At 52.2% G+C, this 20217-nt stretch carries 16 protein-coding genes and 1 pseudogene; 7 read left to right on the top strand and 10 right to left on the bottom strand.

Features of this window, described 5'->3' with window-relative positions:
- Positions 1–51: 51 nt before the first annotated feature.
- Entirely contained in the window at positions 52–621 is a 570-nt protein-coding gene (locus tag M2407_RS17215) for a DJ-1/PfpI family protein (protein ID WP_115058795.1), read from the bottom strand.
- Between the two features lie 196 nt (positions 622–817).
- On the opposite strand from M2407_RS17215, the gene M2407_RS17220 reads away from it, so the two are divergent.
- Positions 818–2356, top strand: a complete 1539-nt coding sequence (locus M2407_RS17220; protein ID WP_198639636.1) for a long-chain fatty acid--CoA ligase — start codon at positions 818–820, stop codon at positions 2354–2356.
- A gap of 56 nt (positions 2357–2412) precedes the next feature.
- Here M2407_RS17220 and M2407_RS17225 read toward each other — a convergent pair whose 3' ends face one another.
- The gene (locus M2407_RS17225; RefSeq protein ID WP_020826943.1) at positions 2413–3687 is read right to left on the bottom strand and encodes a Glu/Leu/Phe/Val dehydrogenase; all 1275 of its coding nucleotides are present in this window, start codon (positions 3685–3687) and stop codon (positions 2413–2415) included.
- Positions 3688–4302: 615 nt separating this feature from the next.
- Here M2407_RS17225 and M2407_RS17230 point away from each other — a divergent pair.
- From M2407_RS17230 to M2407_RS17240, 3 genes are all read left to right on the top strand, one after another.
- Positions 4303–5760 (top strand): amino acid permease, encoded by a 1458-nt coding sequence (locus M2407_RS17230; RefSeq protein WP_020826942.1) that lies wholly within the window; start codon positions 4303–4305, stop codon positions 5758–5760.
- A gap of 132 nt (positions 5761–5892) precedes the next feature.
- Positions 5893–6522, top strand: a complete 630-nt coding sequence (locus M2407_RS17235; protein ID WP_020826941.1) for a transcriptional regulator — start codon at positions 5893–5895, stop codon at positions 6520–6522.
- A 112-nt stretch (positions 6523–6634) separates the two neighbouring features.
- A complete protein-coding gene (locus tag M2407_RS17240) occupies positions 6635–7600 on the top strand; it encodes a helix-turn-helix domain-containing GNAT family N-acetyltransferase (RefSeq protein WP_259218708.1) in 966 nt (321 codons plus the stop codon).
- On the opposite strand, the pseudogene M2407_RS17245 reads toward M2407_RS17240, so the two are convergent.
- Both M2407_RS17245 and M2407_RS17250 read right to left on the bottom strand, forming a co-directional pair.
- Positions 7572–7946, bottom strand: a pseudogene (locus M2407_RS17245) (aldehyde dehydrogenase family protein); the annotation flags it as partial. The gene M2407_RS17240 and the pseudogene M2407_RS17245 sit on opposite strands and share 29 nt — an antisense overlap.
- Positions 7946–8719: an NAD(P)H-dependent oxidoreductase gene (locus M2407_RS17250; RefSeq protein WP_259218711.1), complete on the bottom strand. Its 774-nt coding sequence runs from the start codon at positions 8717–8719 to the stop codon at positions 7946–7948. The gene M2407_RS17250 and the pseudogene M2407_RS17245, both read right to left, overlap by 1 nt.
- 85 nt (positions 8720–8804) lie before the next feature.
- Here M2407_RS17250 and M2407_RS17255 point away from each other — a divergent pair, with 85 nt between their 5' ends.
- Entirely contained in the window at positions 8805–9701 is an 897-nt protein-coding gene (locus M2407_RS17255; protein WP_259218712.1) for a LysR family transcriptional regulator, read from the top strand.
- 130 nt (positions 9702–9831) lie between these two features.
- On the opposite strand, the gene M2407_RS17260 is transcribed toward M2407_RS17255, so the two are convergent.
- The 4 genes from M2407_RS17260 to dsdC form a co-directional block, all read right to left on the bottom strand.
- The gene (locus M2407_RS17260) at positions 9832–11892 is read right to left on the bottom strand and encodes a TonB-dependent copper receptor (protein WP_198639634.1); all 2061 of its coding nucleotides are present in this window, start codon (positions 11890–11892) and stop codon (positions 9832–9834) included.
- Positions 11893–12134: 242 nt separating this feature from the next.
- Entirely contained in the window at positions 12135–12587 is a 453-nt protein-coding gene (locus M2407_RS17265) for a DUF2946 domain-containing protein (protein WP_071888913.1), read from the bottom strand.
- Between the two features lie 343 nt (positions 12588–12930).
- A complete protein-coding gene (locus M2407_RS17270) occupies positions 12931–14532 on the bottom strand; it encodes a carboxylesterase/lipase family protein (protein ID WP_259218713.1) in 1602 nt (533 codons plus the stop codon).
- 378 nt (positions 14533–14910) lie between these two features.
- A complete protein-coding gene (dsdC, locus tag M2407_RS17275; protein WP_259218714.1) occupies positions 14911–15852 on the bottom strand; it encodes a DNA-binding transcriptional regulator DsdC in 942 nt (313 codons plus the stop codon).
- A 204-nt stretch (positions 15853–16056) separates the two neighbouring features.
- On the opposite strand from dsdC, the gene dsdX reads away from it, so the two are divergent.
- Positions 16057–17394 carry a D-serine transporter DsdX gene (gene dsdX, locus M2407_RS17280; RefSeq protein ID WP_259218715.1) on the top strand — a complete coding sequence of 446 codons (1338 nt, stop codon included), beginning with the start codon at positions 16057–16059 and terminating at the stop codon, positions 17392–17394.
- Between the two features lie 2 nt (positions 17395–17396).
- Here dsdX and M2407_RS17285 read toward each other — a convergent pair whose 3' ends face one another.
- Positions 17397–18416 carry an NADH:flavin oxidoreductase/NADH oxidase family protein gene (locus M2407_RS17285; RefSeq protein WP_259218716.1) on the bottom strand — a complete coding sequence of 340 codons (1020 nt, stop codon included), beginning with the start codon at positions 18414–18416 and terminating at the stop codon, positions 17397–17399.
- Between the two features lie 68 nt (positions 18417–18484).
- Here M2407_RS17285 and M2407_RS17290 point away from each other — a divergent pair, with 68 nt between their 5' ends.
- Positions 18485–18883 (top strand): MerR family transcriptional regulator, encoded by a 399-nt coding sequence (locus tag M2407_RS17290; protein ID WP_259218717.1) that lies wholly within the window; start codon positions 18485–18487, stop codon positions 18881–18883.
- 503 nt (positions 18884–19386) lie between these two features.
- Here the strand turns inward: M2407_RS17290 and M2407_RS17295 are convergent.
- A complete protein-coding gene (locus M2407_RS17295) occupies positions 19387–19896 on the bottom strand; it encodes a hypothetical protein (protein WP_128864880.1) in 510 nt (169 codons plus the stop codon).
- Positions 19897–20217: the final 321 nt, after the last annotated feature.

Consider the following 20217-nt stretch of genomic DNA (forward strand, 5'->3'; position numbering starts at 1 on the left):
CGCCGAATGCAGTTTCAGGCCCGCAAAGAAATTGCGGGCCTTTTAACGGAGTTATTGTGCCAGTAACTCGGCAAATTTCGCCAGCCATTGTGGATGCGCCGGCCAGGCAGGGGCGGTCACCAGATTGCCGTCAATATGGGCCTGATCGATACCGATATCCGCAAAGTGGCCACCGGCCAGCTGCACTTCCGGGGCGCAGGCCGGATAGGCGCTGCAGGTTCTGCCTTTCAACACCCCGGCGGCGGCCAACAGCTGCGGGCCGTGACACACCGCGGCGATGGGTTTGCGTGCGGCGTCAAAAGCCTGCACCAGCTTGATCACCTGCGGGTTCAGGCGCAGATACTCGGGCGCTCTGCCGCCGGGGATCAACAGCGCGTCGTAATCTTCTTCTTTTGCCGCGGCAAAGTCGGCATTCAGGGTGAAACGGTGGCCAGGTTTTTCACTGTAGGTCTGCGCGCCGTCGAAATCATGGATTGCTGTCATGATGTAATCACCCTTGGCCTTGTCCGGGCAGACGGCATCCACCTGATGACCAATCATCTGCAATGCCTGAAAGGGCACCATGGTTTCATAATCTTCAGCGTAATCACCAACCAGCATCAGGATCTTTTTCTTGCTCATACGGGGATCTCCGGGAGGAATAATCCCTAACATATAGCCTACCGGTGTGTGGAACGCGAACCTGCTTCTGGCGTAGGTGCATCTATACTGATTTTACCGCCGGAGGCGGTTCAGGGAGATCAACCTCAATGAGGTGGCGCAGTATCTCAATTATCGACTCACCGGGCTTCCCGGTTTCTGCTCATGAGACCCCCATATGCTTAATTTGTCCACATTGCTTGAAGAGAGTGCGCGTACTTTTCCCGATCGTCTGGCGCTGGTTCAGGACGAATTCCAGCTTAGCTATGGCGAACTCGATCAGCTCGCCAATCAGGTTGCCCATCTGCTGAGGATTCGGGGCGTAAAACCGGGGGAGCGGGTGGCGTTGGCCTGCCCAAACCGTTGGGAGTTTCCGGCGATTTACTTCGGCATTCTCAAAGCGGGTGCGGTGGTGGTGCCGTTGAATATCTTGCTGAAGGCGGGGGAGTTTGAATACTACCTGCAGGATTCGCAGGCGGTCGCCTTCTTTTGTTTTGAAGGGGGCCATGGATTAACCTTGGGGGAAGAGGCAAAAATCGCGTTCGATGCCACGCAATCGTGCCGCGACTTTATTATTATCGGTGACAGCCTGCCGCTGAGCGGTGACCGCTTCAGCCAGGCCATTCGCCAGCAACCTACCGATTTTGACAGCGCCATCACCCTGGAGTCCGACACCGCAGTGATCCTCTACACCAGCGGAACCACCGGCCGTGCCAAAGGTGCGGAGTTGACCCATTCCAACCTGATGTTGAATGCGCTGGTTTCGGCGCAGTTATTCAATAGCTCGGTTGAACGCCCCGATCGCCATTTGGTAACGCTGCCGCTGTTCCATACTTTCGGCTCAACCGTCCAGATGAATGCCGGCTTCGCCTTGGGAGCAACGCTGGTGCTGATGCCCCGTTTTGATGCAAAGCTGGCTATCTCGCTGATGCAAAAGCACGCCATCACTTTTTTCGCCGGCGTACCTACCATGTATTGGGCACTGCTGAACGCGCTGGACGACAGCGTAGATCTGGCGATGTTGCGCAAAAATTTACGCATGGCGGTCTCCGGCGGGGCCAGTTTGCCGGTGCAAATCATTGAAGATTTTGCCCGTCGTTTCGGCGTTAACATTCTGGAGGGATACGGGCTGTCGGAAACCAGCCCGGTCGCTACCTTCAATCACCCAGGACGCGTCAACAAAGTGGGGTCTATCGGCCAACCGATCTGGGGCGTTGAAGTCCGGCTGGTTGATGTCACCGGCAAAACGATAACGGAGATCGATCAGGTCGGTGAGTTAGCGGTGCGCGGTCACAACGTGATGAAAGGTTATCTTAATCGCCCGGAGGCCACGGCCGAGGTTCTGGAAAACGGCTGGTTTAGAACCGGCGATCTGGCACGGTGCGACGCCGACGGTTTTTATTTTATTGTCGACAGGTCGAAAGACGTAATTATCCGGGGCGGCTTTAACGTTTATCCGCGAGAAGTGGAGGAACTGATGATTCGCCACCCGGCGGTATCGTTGGTGGCGGTGATCGGGGTGCCGCATCCATCACTGGGAGAGGAAATTAAAGCGGTGGTGGTGTTGAAAGATCTGGACGAGGCGGTAACGGAAGAAGCCTTGATTACCTGGACCAAAGAGCAACTGGCGGCGTTTAAATACCCGCGTATCGTGGAGTTTGTCGAGCGGTTACCGATGACCAGCACCGGAAAGGTGTTGAAAAGGTTGCTGCGTTAGAAGGGGATATTTTGAAATGATCCCGGCCTGCAGTGCAAGCCGGGATGGATAACGCATTAACCTGGGTAAATGCCACGCTCTTTACGTGCGGTCAGGATACGCTCACAGGCGACGATATAGGCCGCGGTGCGCAGGCTGCATTTCTTCTCTTCGGACTTGTTCCAAACGTGAACCATAGCGTCGGTCATGATCTTGTCCATACGCTCGTTGATTTCGCTTTCGCTCCAGAAGTAGCTGGCCATGTCCTGCACCCACTCGAAGTAACTGACGGTCACGCCGCCGGCGTTACAGATAACGTCAGGCACTACGGTGATGTTGCGTGAACGCAGAACGTCGTCCGCATCTGGGTAGGTTGGGCCGTTTGCCCCTTCCAGTACCAGCTTGGCGCTGAGGATTTCTGCACGTTGACGGGTGATCTGACCTTCCAGGGCGGCTGGGATCAGGATGTCCATGTCGACGGACCAGAAAGCTTCGCTTTCGATTTCTTTAGCGCCAGGGAAGCCAGCGATCTGCTTGTTCTTGGCTTGCCATTCGGTCAATGCGTTCAGGTCGATGCCGTCTGGGTTGGACAGGGTCGCTGAGTGGTCCTGGATCACGACTACACGTGCGCCGATGCCGACGAACAGACGAGCCGCTTCGCTGCCCACGTTACCAAAGCCCTGTACTGCCACTTTGGCACCTTCAAGCTGTACGCCCAAACGTTTGGCCACTTCACAACCGGTCACGAACACGCCACGGCCGGTCGCTTTTTCACGGCCCAGAGAGCCGCCCAGGTGGATAGGCTTGCCGGTGACGACGCCGGTGATGGTAGTGCCGTGGTTCATGGAATAGGTATCCATCATCCAGGCCATCACTTTGGAGTTGGTGCCGACGTCCGGTGCGGGAATATCTTTCTGTGGCCCGATGATAAAGCCGATTTCGCTGGTGTAGCGGCGGGTCAATCTTTCCAGCTCGCCTTCAGACAGTTTGAAAGGATCGACGCGGATCCCCCCCTTGGCGCCACCGTAAGGCAGGTTGACTGCCGCACATTTGATGGTCATCCAGGCTGACAGCGCCATAACCTCATCGAGATCAACATCTGGGTGGTAACGGATGCCGCCTTTACCCGGGCCGCGCGACAGGTTGTGCTGAACGCGGAAACCTTCGAAGTGGCGGATTGAACCGTCGTCCATCTGCAGAGGAATATCAACGATCAGCGCACGCTTAGGGTGACGCAGGGTATCAACCCAACGCGACAGCTCACCGAGATAAGGTGCAACGCGGTCGATTTGTTGCAGATAGGTGGCCCAGGCCGTTGTGCTGCTTTCTGAAGCGTAGGATAGCTTTTCCATAACCAACCTTTTTATATATAGGTATTTATTTTGTTTAACCGTGGATTACTAAGTGCATAACACTTTTGCGACGCTAAATTTACCATTAAAAACGCGGCTTGTTAGCCCCCACTCATCGGGCCACAGGCCGCTTTCAAGCCGGTTTGGCGGCGTAAAAATGAATAGTTAATTACTTTTGTACGGTGGTTGCGGGAGCTACTCATGGTTTATGCATAAAAAATGCATAAAACCCGTTTTTATCTATTTTTCAGAAGCTTGAATGTGATCAAAAAGTTTCATTTTATTTAAGTGTCGTGTTGACAATGCCGTTTCCTGACGCCAGAGTTAAATTCATGTTAAATCGACGTTGTCAGCGTTTTATTCTTGAACAAAAATAATCATAACCGACTGATAATAAATGAATCACCCTCCACGCTCATGCTTCGCATGCTAAATGTGGGCTAGCGCGCAGCTCGAACAGCCGTTTTCTGATGCGTACATTTTTTAACTTCCCTTTAACAAAGGGACGGTATCGTTTTGCCTGAATTTTTTTGCCGGTACAACGCGCAATGCGTTTCACTCCTGCAGCAGCGGCTGTCCGCTGCTTAATCGCCTTAATGACGGACAGGTAACACCATGACAAAAAGTAAGCAACATCGGTTGAAGGCTTCTTCAACCGAGGGGCCTGACTGCGCCCAAACATTGCAACGCGGACTCAGCGAGCGCCATATTCAACTGATTTCCATCGGCGGCGCCATTGGGACTGGCTTATTTATGGGATCGGGCAAAACCATCGCGCTTTCCGGCACCTCTATTGTGTTGACCTATGTGATTGTCGGCTTCTTTATGTTTATGGTGATGCGAGCGATGGGGGAGCTGTTGCTGACCAAGCTCGACTACCGCTCGTTTGCCGATTTCGTTTCCGAATACCTGGGGCCGAAAGCCAGCTTCTTTCTGGGGTGGTCCTATTGGCTGAGCTGGGTGGTGACGTGCATTGCCGACGTGGTGGTCTGCGGCGGCTACATACAGTACTGGTACCCCGAGGTTTCGCCCTGGCTACCGGCTTTACTGACCTTAGGGCTGTTGTGCCTGTTCAATATGCTGTCGGTGAAGATGTTTGGCGAAGCGGAGTTTTGGTTTGCCATCATCAAGGTGATCGCCATTATCGCGCTGATCGTCACCGGGGCCTGGATGGTGTTTATTGGCTGGACTTCGCCGGACGGGGTTAAAGCCTCGGTGAACAACATCACCGATCCTGCTATTTTCATGCCGCACGGCATTCTTGGTTTCTTTGCCGGCTTCCAGATCGCCATCTTTTCCTGCACCGGTATTGAGCTGTTGGGCACCATGTCGGCTGAAACCAAGGATCCACACAAGGTACTGCCGAAGGCGATTAACGTTATCCCGGTGCGGATCATTATCTTTTATGTGTTTTCCATGCTGGCGATCATCGCCGTAACCTCATGGAGCCATATTTCACCGGACAGCAGCCCGTTTGTGATGCTGTTCGATCAGGCGGGATTGCCCGCTGCCGCTGCGGTCATCAACTTTGTGGCGCTGACTTCGGCGATGTCCTCAGCCAACAGTGGCGTCTATTCCAGTACCCGTATGCTGTATGGCTTGTCGATGGAGAAGCATGCCCATGGGCAGTTCAAGATACTTTCGCGCACTACCGCCATTCCGATCCGCAGCCTGATGTTCTCGTGCTTTTGCATGGTAGTGGGGACGATGTTGCTGATCCTGATGCCGAACGTCATGACGCTATTTACTATCGTGTCTACCGTGGCGGCGATACTGGTGGTTTACAGCTGGGGCATGATCCTGGCGGCCTATCTGGTTTACCGCAAACAGCGGCCCGACCTGCATGCACGTTCGCTGTTCAAAATGCCGGGTGGGGTGATAATGACCTGGCTGACATTGGCGTTCTTTGCCTTCACGTTGGTGCTGATGATCTTTGATCGCGATACCCTGATAGCGTTGTGTAGCATGCCGCTGTGGTTTATCACCCTGGCGATCGTTTGGCGCTTTAGAATCAAAGACAGCGTGGCTCAGGAAGGCTATGTGTTTTACCAAAGCCATCGCGAGGCGGAATAAGCCAGTCTCGGGAGGGCGGTTAGCCGTTCTCCCGCTCGGCATTGCGGGGCAACTGAGGTATGCTAAGCGGCTGACCCAATGATGAAAACTGGCCAATATCATCATGCCTTATCGCTATGGAGTAACAGCAGAGTGCTGAAAACCACGTCCCAATTAGAATTATTGCAGTCGGTTGCCGACGGCATTGCAGCGCTGTTTTTTCCCAATGTGGAAGTGGTGATACACGATCTCTCTACCAATAAGGTGGCGTACCTCGCCAATAATCTGTCGAAACGCAAACCGGGTGACGATGCCGGTTTGGAGGATTTTGACATCGACAGCGAAGGTCAGGTGACCGGGCCGTACGAGAAACTCAACTGGGACGGCAAGAAAATGCGTTCGGTGAGCATTGCCGCGAAAGACGAACAGGGCGTTCCCCGCTACCTGCTGTGCATTAATTTGAGCACCGCGACATTTGAAGACGCCAGAAATGCGCTGGATATGTTCCTGTCGGTCACCCGTTTGCAGCCTCAGCCACAGCAGTTATTCAAAGACGACTGGCAGGAGAAGATCAATACCTTCCTGCACGAGTGGATCCGCCAGCAAAACGCTTCATTGGGTTCATTGAGCCGTGAACAGAAAAAGCAGTTGGTGATTGACCTGTATAACGAAGGGGCGTTTAAAGCCAAAAGCGCCGCCGACTATATCGCCAACGTGTTATCCCTCGGCCGCGCCACGGTTTACAAATACCTGAAAGAGTTAAAAAAGGGCGAGAGCGCCTAAAAAACCTGAGCGTGCCTGATGTCGGGCCGCTGTCCTGTAAGACTCATGCCCCTTTGCACTGCTGAATAACTCTGATATGGTTGCACAATACAACCATATCAGAGTGCCGATCATGTCAACCACACAACCAAGTCCGTATTTACACCCGATCAGGGATGCGTCGCGCCATTTGGTGCGTGAGCTCGGCTTTATGGGCAATACCCTGGCAGGAACCGAACTGCCGCCATCGGCGGTGCATGCGTTGATTGAAATAGGCGATCGCCAGGTTGATACCGCCGCCGAGCTTTGCAACGTACTTAACCTGGAGAAATCCAGCGTCAGCCGCATGTTGAACAAGCTGATCAAAGCCGGGGAGCTGGAAACGCAGGTCAGCCCGCGAGATGCCAGAGAGAAGATCCTGCGGCTGACGGCGCAAGGACGAGAAACCCTGGCGGGCATCAATCGTTTTGCCGATCGTCAGGTGCTTACCGCGCTGGAGCAGTTGCCGGCAGACGCCAGCGTCAGCATCGCCAATGGGCTGCAGAGCTATGCCACAGCGTTGCGAGCACATCGCCTGGGAGAAACGCCGGTTGCTGCAGCGCCCATCGAGATTGTCAGCGGCTATCTGCCGGGGTTCACCGCCAGAACGCTGGAAATGCACATGCAATACTATTCCCGCACCGTGGGTTTCGGCGCCTTCTTCGAAGCTACGGTGGGCGCGGCATTGGCCGATCTGGCCGGGCGTTTGTCGAATCCATTAAACCAGACCTGGTCCGCGCTGAAGGGCGATCGCATTGTCGGCTCTGTATCGATTGATGGTGAAAGCTTGGGAGACAACCGTGCTCACTTGCGCGCATTTATTATCGATGACAGCCTGCGTGGCAGCGGTATTGGCCGCCAGTTGCTGAACCGGGCGGTCAGTTTTTGCGATGAGCATGCCTTTGACGAAACCCATCTGTGGACCTTCAAAGGGCTGGATGCGGCCCGGCATCTTTATGAAAGCGTCGGTTTCGTGCTTGCAGAAGAGCAGCCGGGCACACAGTGGGGGCAATTGATGACCGAACAGCTATTTATTCGCCGCCCAGTTGCCCCAAATTGACATACTGGGTCTCGAGATACTCCTCGAGCCCCACATCCGCGCCCTCACGGCCCAGGCCAGACTCTTTGACACCGCCAAAGGGCGCCACTTCAGTCGAGATAATGCCCTCATTGATGCCCACCATACCGCTTTCCAACTGGCGCGTGACACGGAATGCACGCGCCAGATCGCGAGTGTAGAGGTAGGCGGCCAATCCGAAAGGCGTGTCGTTAGCCCGGCGAATCACTTCCTCTTCGGTATGGAAACGGAAGCAGGCTGCCAGCGGCCCGAAAGTTTCTTCATGCGCCAACCGCATCTGTTCATTGGCGTCGGCCAATACCGTGGGTTGGAAGAAGGTTCCATTAATTATTCAATATGCGCGCTAAAGCCCTTACGCCCGGGAGCAATATCGGGTTTCAGCGTCAATGCCGGGATCTCGTACTCGCCCGCATTCTGCCTACGGAAGGGAATAGGCGAGGTTTGCTCCAATTCATCGAGGCGTTGCCCCAGTGCGTTACAAGCCTCGGCAAAGCGCGCTTCATCGACCCGGCCGGTACGATAAAGAACAAAGGGCGGCAGCACTTCGAAACCGGGATAATGCAGGATGCCATGTTGGATAGGGAACAGAATGTCATCGATCGGGCCATTGATGCCGCGTTGCGCATAGTGCGACTCCCATCCGCCGGTAGTGACAATCAGCATCGCGCGTTTACCGGCGAGGGTGCCTTCACCATAACGATCCCCCCAACGGACGTCAGAGTGCTCGCCGACGCCATAGGCAAATCCGTAGGCATAGACGCGTTCAACCCAGCCTTTAAGGATCGCCGGCATCGAAAACCACCACAGCGGGAACTGCAAGATCACCGTATCGGCCCACAGCAGCTTTTCCTGTTCCAGTTCAATATCTTTGCTCTGTAAACCCTGAGCAAAAGCCTGCTGGGAATCGAGCGACGGATTGAAACGATCACCGGATTGGGCCGTGCTGTCATTGGCGTCGAGCGTCGCTTTCCATTGCATGGCATACAGATCGGAAACTTGCACCGCATGGCCGGCAGCTTCGAGCCGCTGTACTGAAAAATCCTTGAGTGAACCATTTAATGACTGCGGTTCAGGGTGGGCGTAGACGATTAAAACGTTCATTGTGGAACCTCCATTGATTGATGGAGGCAGGTTAGGCTGCTGCAAGGTATATTAGAAATGAATTTCTAATATTACAGGTATTAGCATGAATAATATCAGACGTCTGGATCTTAACCTGCTGGTCACGCTGGACGCCTTGCTTTCAGAGCACAACGTTACCCGGGCGGCACAACGTTTAAACTTCTCACAACCTGCGGTCAGTGTGCATCTCGCCAAACTCAGAGACATCTTTAACGATCCGCTGCTGTTGCCGGGGCCACGAGGAATGCGGCCCACCGCACGCGGCGACGAGTTACGTGAACCGCTGCGGCAGGCACTTGAAGCACTGGAACAAGCGGTGTCACCTTCATCGCCCTTTGATCCCAAAGTGGCTGAAAATACCTGGCGCGTAGCGGCTTTTGACTATGGCGAGTCAACCATTGTTCAGCCGGCGTTGATGGGCCTGCGGGCTGCGGCACCGAACAGCAGACTGGCAGTGATCGAGACAGTGCCTTCACGCATCGCCAGGCAGGCGGAGCAGGGTGAGATAGATTTGGCCTTTCATACCCGTGAAGGGGCTCCAGCCCATTTGCGACAACGAATTTTGTTTAGCGAACGCTACGTGCTGGTGGGACGAGCCGGACACCCAGGCTTGCAAAAACCACCTTCACTGGCTGAGTTTTGTGAGCTGGAACATGTGATGGTTTCGCCGGACGGCGGGGGCTTTTTCGGCATCACCGACAAAGTGTTGGCGGAAGCCGGTTTGACCCGGCGAGTGGTGCTTTCCGTACCGCATTTTCTGTTTGTGATGTCGGTGTTGGCAACCTCAGAGCTGGTGGCCATGCTGCCGTCACGTCTGGTACGCAATAATAGCGCGTTGCAGGTGGTGGAGCCGCCCGTCGAGCTGCCGGGCTTCGAGATGACCATGCTATGGCATGAGCGTGCCCATCGCGATCCGGCGCATCAATGGCTGCGAGAGCATATAGTCTCGTCGGTTGCATAAAGATATCTGCACGGTTTCAGGCATGTGGGCGGCTGTATTTCAGCAAATTGCCCGTGAATAACAAAATCAGCGCGCGGAGCAATAACAAACATGGGGCGGTGGCATGCATACACCGCCCCATAGCACCTGGTTAGAAGGTGACATTCACCTTGGCCCACAGGGTGCGGCCCGGTTCATTGACCGACGTATTCGACGAATAGCCGAAGGTACTGTTACCTGCCAGATTCAGGTGTTCGCTGTAGGTTTTATTGAGAATGTTATCCAGGCCGGTGCTGAGCTTGACGTGCGAGTTCACCTTGTAAGCTACATTGGCGGACAGCACGCCAAAACCCGGGCTGTCGGCAAAGTCTTTACCGACCACGTTGCCCTGATTGATGGCTACGCGGTGCTGGCTGCTGACCACACGCCACAGGCCGGTGCTGCTCCAGTCGCCTCGTTCGTAGGTTAAACCAAAGCGAGCCTCCAGCGGTGGGATTTGCGGCAACGGCTGGTTGTCGCTGGTGTTTTTCCCCCAGGCATAAGCCAGGCTGGCATCGGTCTTCCAGTGTTCGGTCAACTGGTAACCCATACCCATTTCACCGCCCATGATGGTGGCGTTAACGTTATCGGCCTGGCTGATACGGGCGTGATGCGGATCGTATTTGAACAAGATAAAGTCATTCACATGGCCAACATACGCCGATACCCAGCTGTTAAACCGCTTATCGGTATATTGAGCACCGATATCGATCTGCGTGGTTTTTTCACTCTTCACGCTGTCAAACGCACTCTTGTTGCCGCCAGGCCCAAATGTCGGGGAGAACAGCTCCCAATAGTCGGGGAAACGTTCGGTATAGCCGATCCCTGCGTACAGCATCAACGGCATGCCGGCCAATGTGTGCTCAATACGGCTAAAACCGCTAGGCAGCGTATCGGAACGCTCAGTATCGTTGCCAGTTTTGTAGTTATCCACCAGGGTACGATCGAGGCGAGCACCGCTGATGATCTTGCTCTGTTCGGTCGCGCTCCAGGTCAGTTCACCAAAGGCACCGTAGTTATGGAACTGCGCATCCTCTTGCCAGGCGTTACCCCGTTTGTTGCGATGCGTGTTGGTTTGCGTATCCATACCGCTTTCCAACTTAAAATCTTGCCACAGCCAGGTACCCATCACTCGACCGCCGACGGTGCGGCGATCCAACTGCATGGTCATGCCGGCGTGCATAGGCATCCCCATGCCCATGTGTCCCATCGCCATGCCGCCTTGGCCGGGTGAACGCAGGGTGGTGTTATCCATAATATGGTTGGCGTAGTTGTAATACACCTGGGCTTCCAGCTTGTCGAACACCTCGCCAATATTGGATTTTTCTACCCGCATGCCCAGACTTTCGCGCTTGAACTGCGAACCATCCATGCTGCGCCCGGCATAGCGCGCTTCACCATTACCCCGGCCCATGGTCACTTCCAGCAGGGTATCGGTGTCCGGAGTCCAACCCAGTGCCAGATCGCCATTCCATTTGTCCCAGCGAGAGGGCACGCGATCGCCATTGCCGTCCTGATAATCATGAGAGCGTGATTTATTGCCCATCAGGCGCAGATAACCTTGTTCACTGCCCAGGCTGGCATCAATGTTTTCATCCCAACGGCCGTTGGAACCGGCCAGCATGCTGGCGTTGCCTTTGACGCCTGGTTTATCAAACTGCGGACGTTCTCGTTCAAAGCGCACCGTACCGGCAGAGGATCCTGCGCCCCAAAGCACCGTTTGCGGCCCCTTGGTAATCGTCAACAGGTCATAACTTTCTGGTGAAATATAGGAAGTCGGCGCGTCCATTCGTGAAGGACAGGCACCCAACATTTCGCCACCGTCGGTCAAAATTTTCAGCCTGGATCCAAACATGCCGCGAAACACCGGATCGCCATTGGTGCCGCCATTCCGGATCTGTGAGAAACCCGGGATAGTTTTCAGATAATCCGAGCCGTCGCTGGCAGGCACTGGCTGGCGAGGGGTTTTCGGTGAGGTCACTATCGTCATCGGCGAATAGAGCGGTGCGGTGACGGTGATCACGTCGCCATCATTGGCCTTTACCGCTACTTCATGCTGGTGCTGTTGTGCAGCATGAGCATTGAAGCCCGCCAGGACAAACAGCGGCATAGCCGCAGTAATATGCAGGGAGAGAGGGCGCTTCTTATAATTGTTGGTTTTTCCGAACATCATCGTTCCTTAATGTCAATTTTGACGCTAAAAATACTTTTACATCGCAACAGCCGGTTATTTAGGCGCAGTGAAACCCGGAGCATCATGCCGCCGTTAATAAGCTTTGGCCCGGTTTTGGCGTGAGAATAATGCCAACAGGGTTGCGATGTTTATTGAGTGCAGTGGGGAATTCCGACAGGCGTAAATAACCCGCCCGGTTGAATAGTCTCAACAGGAATAATTTGGCTGCAGTCTATTTATTTTTAAATCAGCGGAAGCGATGCTGGTGGAGCGCGAGGTTGGGACTCGGAGTGGATCACATGGGCGAATAGCGGGAAGATATAATGCAGCGGAGGGGCGCGCGACAACAGCGAACCAGACCAGAATAGCGGTGAACTGGCCAAGTCTAACAAGGGGACATGGATCAGCAATACACAGTAACCGCAGGCGCTGTCATCCATCATCATCGCCATATTATGGCTGCCGGTCTGCATGGTCATCGTCATGCTTTGTGCGCCAGGCTCCGGCGGCGGATGATGGCCATGTGCAGACATATCCATGCCGCAGTCTGTCATTGCGACCGTTTCAGATTGCCCCACGCGCGCATGCTCCAGCGATCGAGAGATCACCGGGGCGATGAACAACATCAGGATCGCAAAAATCCCCAGACAGGCCGGGAGATGGCTTCGCGATGTGGCAGTCCGAATTAACGACACATATATCCTAAAACAGTGCAAAATTAACGGACGGAATTGTACTGTTTTATGCTGCAAATGTTAAAACATTTTCTACATGGTTGGGTTATTGATAAAAGAAATTGCCGTTTGGTTCACGTTATCAACCATTTTAACTGTTTGGATATATCGCACGCCTGTCGAAAAATAATACAGGCACTAAGCGTGATGATATATCCTGCTACGGAGATAGACACTCAAACTATTGTTGCTCAGTGGTGAGGGATAGGGGAATGTGGTCAGTGACAATCGCCTTAAAAAAAAGACCACACCGAGGATTCATGGTGCGGTCTTAATGATTCTATCACTGGCCCTTAAAGATGACTCAGAGTACCCCTGCGAACTCATCACAATTGAAGGTTTTTGAAATTCCCTCGATCATTTTGGTATTTTGGGTATGTAGAAAAAGGGTCGATTCGGTTTGTGGGTGGTAGGCACCCCATACAGGCAGGCCTTTAGCATTTGGATTGCCGGTTTTGGCAAAGTTGGTCCAGTAATCCACCATCAAGATTGAAAGTTTCTCTTGTGCAGGATTGAGTTTATGCAACTCGCCGGTAGTGCCATGGAAATCACGGAAGATATACTGTAAATCACTGGTGTGTGCGGCTGCGTACGGGAACGACACAGGTTTGGCAAACTGAGGAGCTGTTTTATCCGCAAACTCATAGCTGTAGACCGGCGTGTTTTTAGCCAAAAGGTTATTCATCATCGGCGTGCGACAGATAAATTTGGCTCGGCCAAAGAAATCTGCGTAGTCTTGGCCAAGATTGACCTGCTTGGCAGGGATTGCAGCTCGCTTTATTAGCGTGTTTGCGTCACTCTCGCCAAAGAAAGCTTTCAGACCCTCGTAAAAACCGATGTTGTCTATTGGTTTACCTGAATCCAGCTCCATCATGGCAGCAAAGAAGGTGCCCTCATTGGTGTTAAAGCCATTAATAATCGGAACAACGTTGTAGCGGCCGGAGCTAAAAGCGGCCTCCAATGATTCAGGCATCACCTCACCATCGGTCACAACCTGTGCGGTGGTCATATAGTTAACGCCCTTATCCAGAATGGTTTCGGTGGGTACTGCCCGTAAACATTCTGCCATTTTTTCTTCCGTACCTTCCGAACAGCCGACATTCTTGGCAACCAGTTCACCGATTTTAGTTGCTTCAGCCACTGTTGGCTGCTTTAGGGAAAATGAACCACTGGAAACAATAGCGCGGTTAAATAACCCCTTGGCACCGGGCGAAGCCATTTGTGCCAATACGCTATGTCCGCCGGCAGACTCACCAAATAACGTGACATTATGATTATCGCCACCAAATGATTGGATGTTCTTATTTACCCACTTTAGGGCAGCTTGCTGATCTAAGGTGCCGTAATTAATTGCCTTATGCTCCTCGTGGTTCAATGCCGGATGTGAGAAATACCCAAACATACCCAGGCGGTAATTCATGGTGACGACAATAACATTCTTACTGACAAGTTTACTGGCATCGTATTCATTACCCGAACCAGAACCTAATCCACCACCGGGTATCCACACCATGACCGGCAGTTTACTGTTGTTTTCTGGTAAAACCGCTGGGGTATAAACATTAAGATAGAGGCAATCTTCAGCAGCGCTTACTGGCCCAAACCCACCCAAAGTGAGCTTGGTGGCACATGTATTGGCAAAATGGTTCGCTTTTAACGTGCCCGACCATTTTTCTTCTTCAACCGGCGGCATCCAACGCAAACTGCCTACAGGAGCCTTCGCATAAGGAATGCCTTTGAATTGAAGGTACCCGTCATTTTTGACGCCTTCGATAGTCCCCTTGCTCATTTGAACTACAGGTGAAAACTCCTGCGCAAAAGCATTAGCAGACATTGTGGTGATACTCAATCCTGCTAAAGCGGCCAGGGTTAGAATTCGCCTTTTGTTACGTATCTGTAGTTCCATTATTTCCCTTATTTCTGATGTTAAATTAAATGGATGTAAAGATAGGCTGTTATCATATATAACCATAATGACATTAATTATAGTGACCTAAGTTATTACTTGTTGGATTATAGTGCTTTATTATGAGCGTCATTAGCGATGCAGAATCCGGCAGCACACATAACAGTTATCAACTTTGGAAACGTGCTATTTATATTAATTAATTCGAATTTTCTGAGAGGTATGCTGATCCAACCAGGAAACGGTATTTGGTTTGGCAATATTATAGTATTAACTTGATGATAATATAATTATAACGCCGCTTGTTACCAGGCAGTCCCGATGCGATAACGGTAATTATCGGCAATCGGGATACTGATTTCTTGGGTGTGGTGAAACCTATTCAGATTTGTCTACCAACTCTTTTAACCAAACGATGAAGGCATCAATTTTTGGCCACTGGCGGTCGGAAAGCGTTGATACATAATAGTGCTGATCGCATTTCAGCTCCATTTTGGGCAATGGCGCAACCAGCTCGCCGGTACTGAGTTGCTTGCGGATAAGTCGCTTACGGCCCATGGCAACGCCAACGTGGTTCACTGCCGCAGTGACGGCCAGATCGGAACGATCGAATCCTATTCCCGGCGAGGTATCCAGATTGACATCGAAATGTTGAGCCCAGCTGTGCCATTCATCCGTACCAGAATCATAGCTCCAGGCCTGACGATCGTGGAGCAGGGTGCAGTGTGAGAGGTTGCCGGGAAAATTGACCAGCTCAAATTGGGCTGCATATTCCGGGCTGCATACGGGAATAATTGCCTCATCCATCAGGTATTGGTAATGAAGCTGTGATGAGGGAGTCGCATCAAAATAAACGGCCAGATCAATGCCTGCCCGCTGGAAATTGACGTTTTCATTGCCAGTCAGAATAGTCAGGTTGATGGCGGGATAACGGCGAGAAAAATCGGCCAGGGCCGGCACGATCCAACACTGGGCGATCGACGGCCGGGAGTAAACCGTCAGGGAGCCTGACAGCGCCTGGTTCTTGATATCCAATATTTCCTGGTTCAGGGTACCCAATGATGTTTTTAACGCCCAAAAAACCCGTTCACCTTCAGCGGTGAGTTCAACTTTCCGATGAGAACGAATAAACAACTTTAAGCCGAGATTTGCTTCCAGTTGATTAATGGTATGGCTTACCGCACTGGGGCTCACCGACAGTTCATCCGCCGCCATGGCGAAAGACTCGTGTCGAGCCGCCACTTCAAATGTAAACAGCCGTGATAGCTGCCAGCCATTAAGCGATCGGTGCTGACCCGTTAGCAGATGGTTCCCCGACATATTTCCCCCTGAAAGTAAAAAAACTGTATTTTACGCATCAGTTTGGTGAGTAAAGTTGATGCATGTCGCTAAATTGCACCATTTCTTGGCGCAAGTCACTCGTTTGATTCTGTTTTGCTCATGTGAGGTGAGATTTATATCGTTTGTCACCGATCGTCGTTTTCCTGTCCAATAAAGACAATTCAATGACAGGGGATATGGGCCATGGATTCACACATTTGGGTTGCCGGCACGCTGATCGCCAGTATTGCACTCATCATTTTGACCATCGTAAAGTTCAAGTTTCATCCTTTTTTAGCGTTGTTGTTAGCGAGCTTTTTTGTCGGTGGCATGATGGGGATGGGCCCGATTGATATGGTCAATGCCATAGAAAATGGCATTGGCAGCACGCTAGGATTCCTGGCTGCGGTGATTGGGCTGGGCACCACTCTTGGCAAGATGATGGAGGTTTCCGGTGCTGCAGAACGCATTGGTATCGCGCTGCAGCGTTGCCGCTGGCTTTCCGTCGATGTCATTATGGTATTGGTAGGCTTGGTTTGCGGCATCACACTGTTTGTCGAAGTGGGCGTGGTGTTATTGATTCCATTGGCTTTTTCCATCGCCAGAAAAACCGGCACCTCGCTGCTTAAACTGGCCATACCGCTTTGTACTGCATTGATGGCTGTGCATTGCGTCGTTCCTCCACATCCTGCGGCGCTGTTTGTGACCAATAAGCTGGGTGCAGACGTAGGAACGGTGATTGTTTACGGACTTCTCGTCGGTTTAACGGCGTCTCTGGTCGGCGGGCCGTTGTTCTTGAAAATGCTGGGGAAACGCTTGCCGTTTAAGCCGGTACCGCCAGAATTTTCCAATCTGACCGTACGAGAAGAACATGAGCTGCCTTCGCTGCGGGCAACGTTGTTTACGGTGCTATTGCCGATTGTGCTGATGTTGGTGAAGACGGTAGCGGAGCTGAACCTGGCTAAAGAAGGGCGTCTGTTTGGCCTGATGGAGTTTATCGGCAACCCGATTATCGCCATGTTCATTGCCGTGTTTGTGGCCTATTACGTTCTGGGCATCCGCCGTCATATGGGGATGAGTACGCTGTTGGGCCACACGGAAACGGGTTTTGCTTCTATAGCCAATATCTTGTTGATCATCGGCGCGGGCGGGGCCTTCAACAGCATATTGAAGACCAGCGGCTTAGCGGACACCCTGGCGTTAATGCTTTCCAACCTGCATATGCATCCGATCTTGTTGGCATGGTTAGTCGCGCTTATTCTTCATGCGGCAGTGGGCTCCGCCACCGTTGCCATGATGGGAGCAACGGCCATTGTCGCACCAATGTTAGCGCTCTATCCTGACGTCAGCCCGGAGATCGTGACCATTGCCATAGGCTCTGGCGCTATCGGTTGCACCATAGTGACCGATTCATTGTTCTGGCTGGTGAAACAGTATTGCGGCGCAACGCTCAATGAAACGTTCAAGTACTACACCACGGCAACCTTTATCGCTTCGGTGCTGGCTTTAGGGATGACTTTTTTACTTTCATACATTATCTAAATCTAAGCCAATCCTTTTGCGGCAATCGTGAGCGAGTACTTTCCATGGCTTATGGCTGTTGCTATACCCGCCACGGCGACGCCGCTATCCAACACCTGCTGCGCCACGGACTTACGGGCGATACCTCCCGTTGTCATCACCGGCATGTGGGCGACGGCGGCAAGATCGCGGGCAAACTCCAAAAAATAGGCTTCGCGCGCCAATGTGCGTCCATCCGCGGCGTTACCCTGCATCGCTGGGCTTTCGTAGCTGCCTCCTGACAGTTCAATCAGGTCGACTGGCAATTCATTCAGCAACAAAATCACTTGTTGCGCATCTTCTTCAGAGAAGCCACCGCGCTGAAAATCAGCCGAGTTTAGCTTGATCGAAACGCAAAAGCTTGGCGAGACACGTTCACGCACTGCTCGCACGACCTCTAACAGCAAGCGAGCACGATTAGCGAGGCTGCCACCCCATTGATCGTTACGTCTATTGGTCAAGGGAGACAAAAATTGCGAGAGCAGATAGCCGTGTGCTGCGTGGATTTGTACGCCAGTAAATCCAGCCTGTTCGGCAGCATAAGCGGTGGTAGCAAAACGTTCGATCACCTCATCGATCTGCGCCTGGCTCATGGCCGTCGGTTGTGCGAATAACTTGCTGTGCTTACCCATTTCCACGGGAACGGCCGACGGTGCCCAGGCTTCGCCCCCCATACTTGCCATGACCTGGCGGCCAGGATGGTTAATCTGCATCCAAACCTGCGCACCGTTCTGGCGTGCGGATTTGGCCCAAGCGGTAAAGGGGGCAAGTGGGGTATTGGCCTCAAGAGCCACGCCACCGGGCCCCGTCATTGCACGACTGTCGATCATGACGTTACCGGTAATAATCAGGCCAACACCACCTTGCGCCCAACTCTGGTATAAACGATACAATGCCGGGCCAGGCACTTGGCCGACGTCGGCCATGTTTTCTTCCATCGCGGCTTTTGCCAGGCGGTTGGGAAGGACGCTGCCGTTAGGCAGGGTAAGCGGGGTGAACATCATGGCGGATCCTTAATCAACAAGAGAACCCGTGTATACTAAGATTAAAGTTAACTTTAAGGTCAAGCGAAATGAAAATAGGGGAATTGGCAGAGCGTTCGGGTCTGGCCGCATCGGCCATACGTTACTATGAGCAACAGGGATTACTGCCTAAGGCATCGCGCAGCGCCAACGGGTATCGTGTTTATAGCGAGACCTCGCTGGAGCGTTTGCATCTTATCCAGATCGGACAAAACCTGGGTTTTGCACTGGATACGATCCGCGGCGTGCTGTCGCTGGAAGGAATGGCGTACCAGGACAGCCTTATGCAGAAGCTTGATGCGCGGCTTGAGGAGATTGATCGCATGATGGCGACGCTGAGTAATCAGCGGGAAACGCTGCAGGACACCAAGCGCAAGCTGAATGAATCGGGATTACAGGGCATATGCCCAGATAAAAGCGGTTTGGTTAAGGTGACAATGTCACGATGAGTGAGGTGCGAGTTGATGTTTCTATCCCAGAATTGCTGTTTACGCAGTATGAGTTCAAACGCTGATCCTGTTTCATATTAGTGCACCGGCCATGGATGTCATTAGGCCACAATTTGCGATGTACGATCAGCAAGATGAGAACTGCCATAATCCTGTGCGTGAAGAAGGTTATCTATTCTGGAAAACATCGGCACAAGGGAGAATGCTTTTTAGTGCACAGTGCAAAACCGGTGAGAAGAACTCAGTGTGAATTTGGTTTTCATAGCGGAGAGATTCCGGATGAAACATTGAGTGTTTGAATCAGCATGGCATTAAGCGTAAAGCATCGGGAAAACGGGATATGAATAAAAGGCCATGGTAAAGCCCAAAAGCTCAGATTCTACGTAGAGTTACTTGGGTGCGCATAATGTATATTATGTTAAATTGCATATTGAGATAGCTGAGCCTTAACCTGACTACCCGCCCCCAAGGGTTTTCTTTCTGTAGAACCTGTTCTTTCATCATCATTCCCAGTTTTCCTTTTCGTAAGGTTTTAGCCAGTTCTTTTCAGTTACAGGTACTCGTTCACCATTAAAGGTATACGTACAACAACGGCATCGAACCGGGACGTCTTCTGCAGTGAATTCAGGATTAACCTTCTGCAGCAATCCTTGCTCATCGATGCAAAGCCCGCTGTAGTAACTCGATTCGCCATAACGTACGTAGCTGCTCCAATTTTTACGCTGTAATGCAACCAAATAAAAAATCGGCTCTTCCTTATCCAGTCGACTTATTGCTTCACGATGCACATCAATCCACGGTTGCCCAACGTTACGCAGCAAAAATTTGAACAACGGCGTGTAATCAATACCTTGTTGCATTCTGCCGTGCATGCCTTCTCGCATCGGTAAGTTCTCATCAATCGCGTGTTTCTTATGGCGCTGCCAGCGGTACTCACCACCATGGCGGATTGCTCCCCTTGCAGTAGTGTTCTCCCTGCGAAAAAGCATTTTCGGTCTGCCTTTCTTAAACATCATCCTTTTCCCTGTTTTATTTTGATCGCGCTACGCGAAATCTGAGAAAGCTTGGCAGCATTTCCCTTGCAGATTTCGCCAAAATGCACTGTTTAACTGGCATTAGATCGACCAATATATCTGCATATTCACCCTGAGTTGGGCAGCATTAAAGCACAAATCATTTGAACTCAACCCCTATTTAACATAACGCAATAATTGTGACATTGTCACTACAATCCAACCTTTTTCCCCTGTCACTCGTAGGCGCTGCCAAAGGGATATCGGGCGACAGGCCCCTCCAGCAGGAGCCTGTTTTTTTCACGAGAACCGTGTTTCCCG

Source organism: Serratia sp. BIGb0234, from assembly GCF_024809915.1.
Lineage (GTDB): Bacteria > Pseudomonadota > Gammaproteobacteria > Enterobacterales > Enterobacteriaceae > Serratia > Serratia liquefaciens.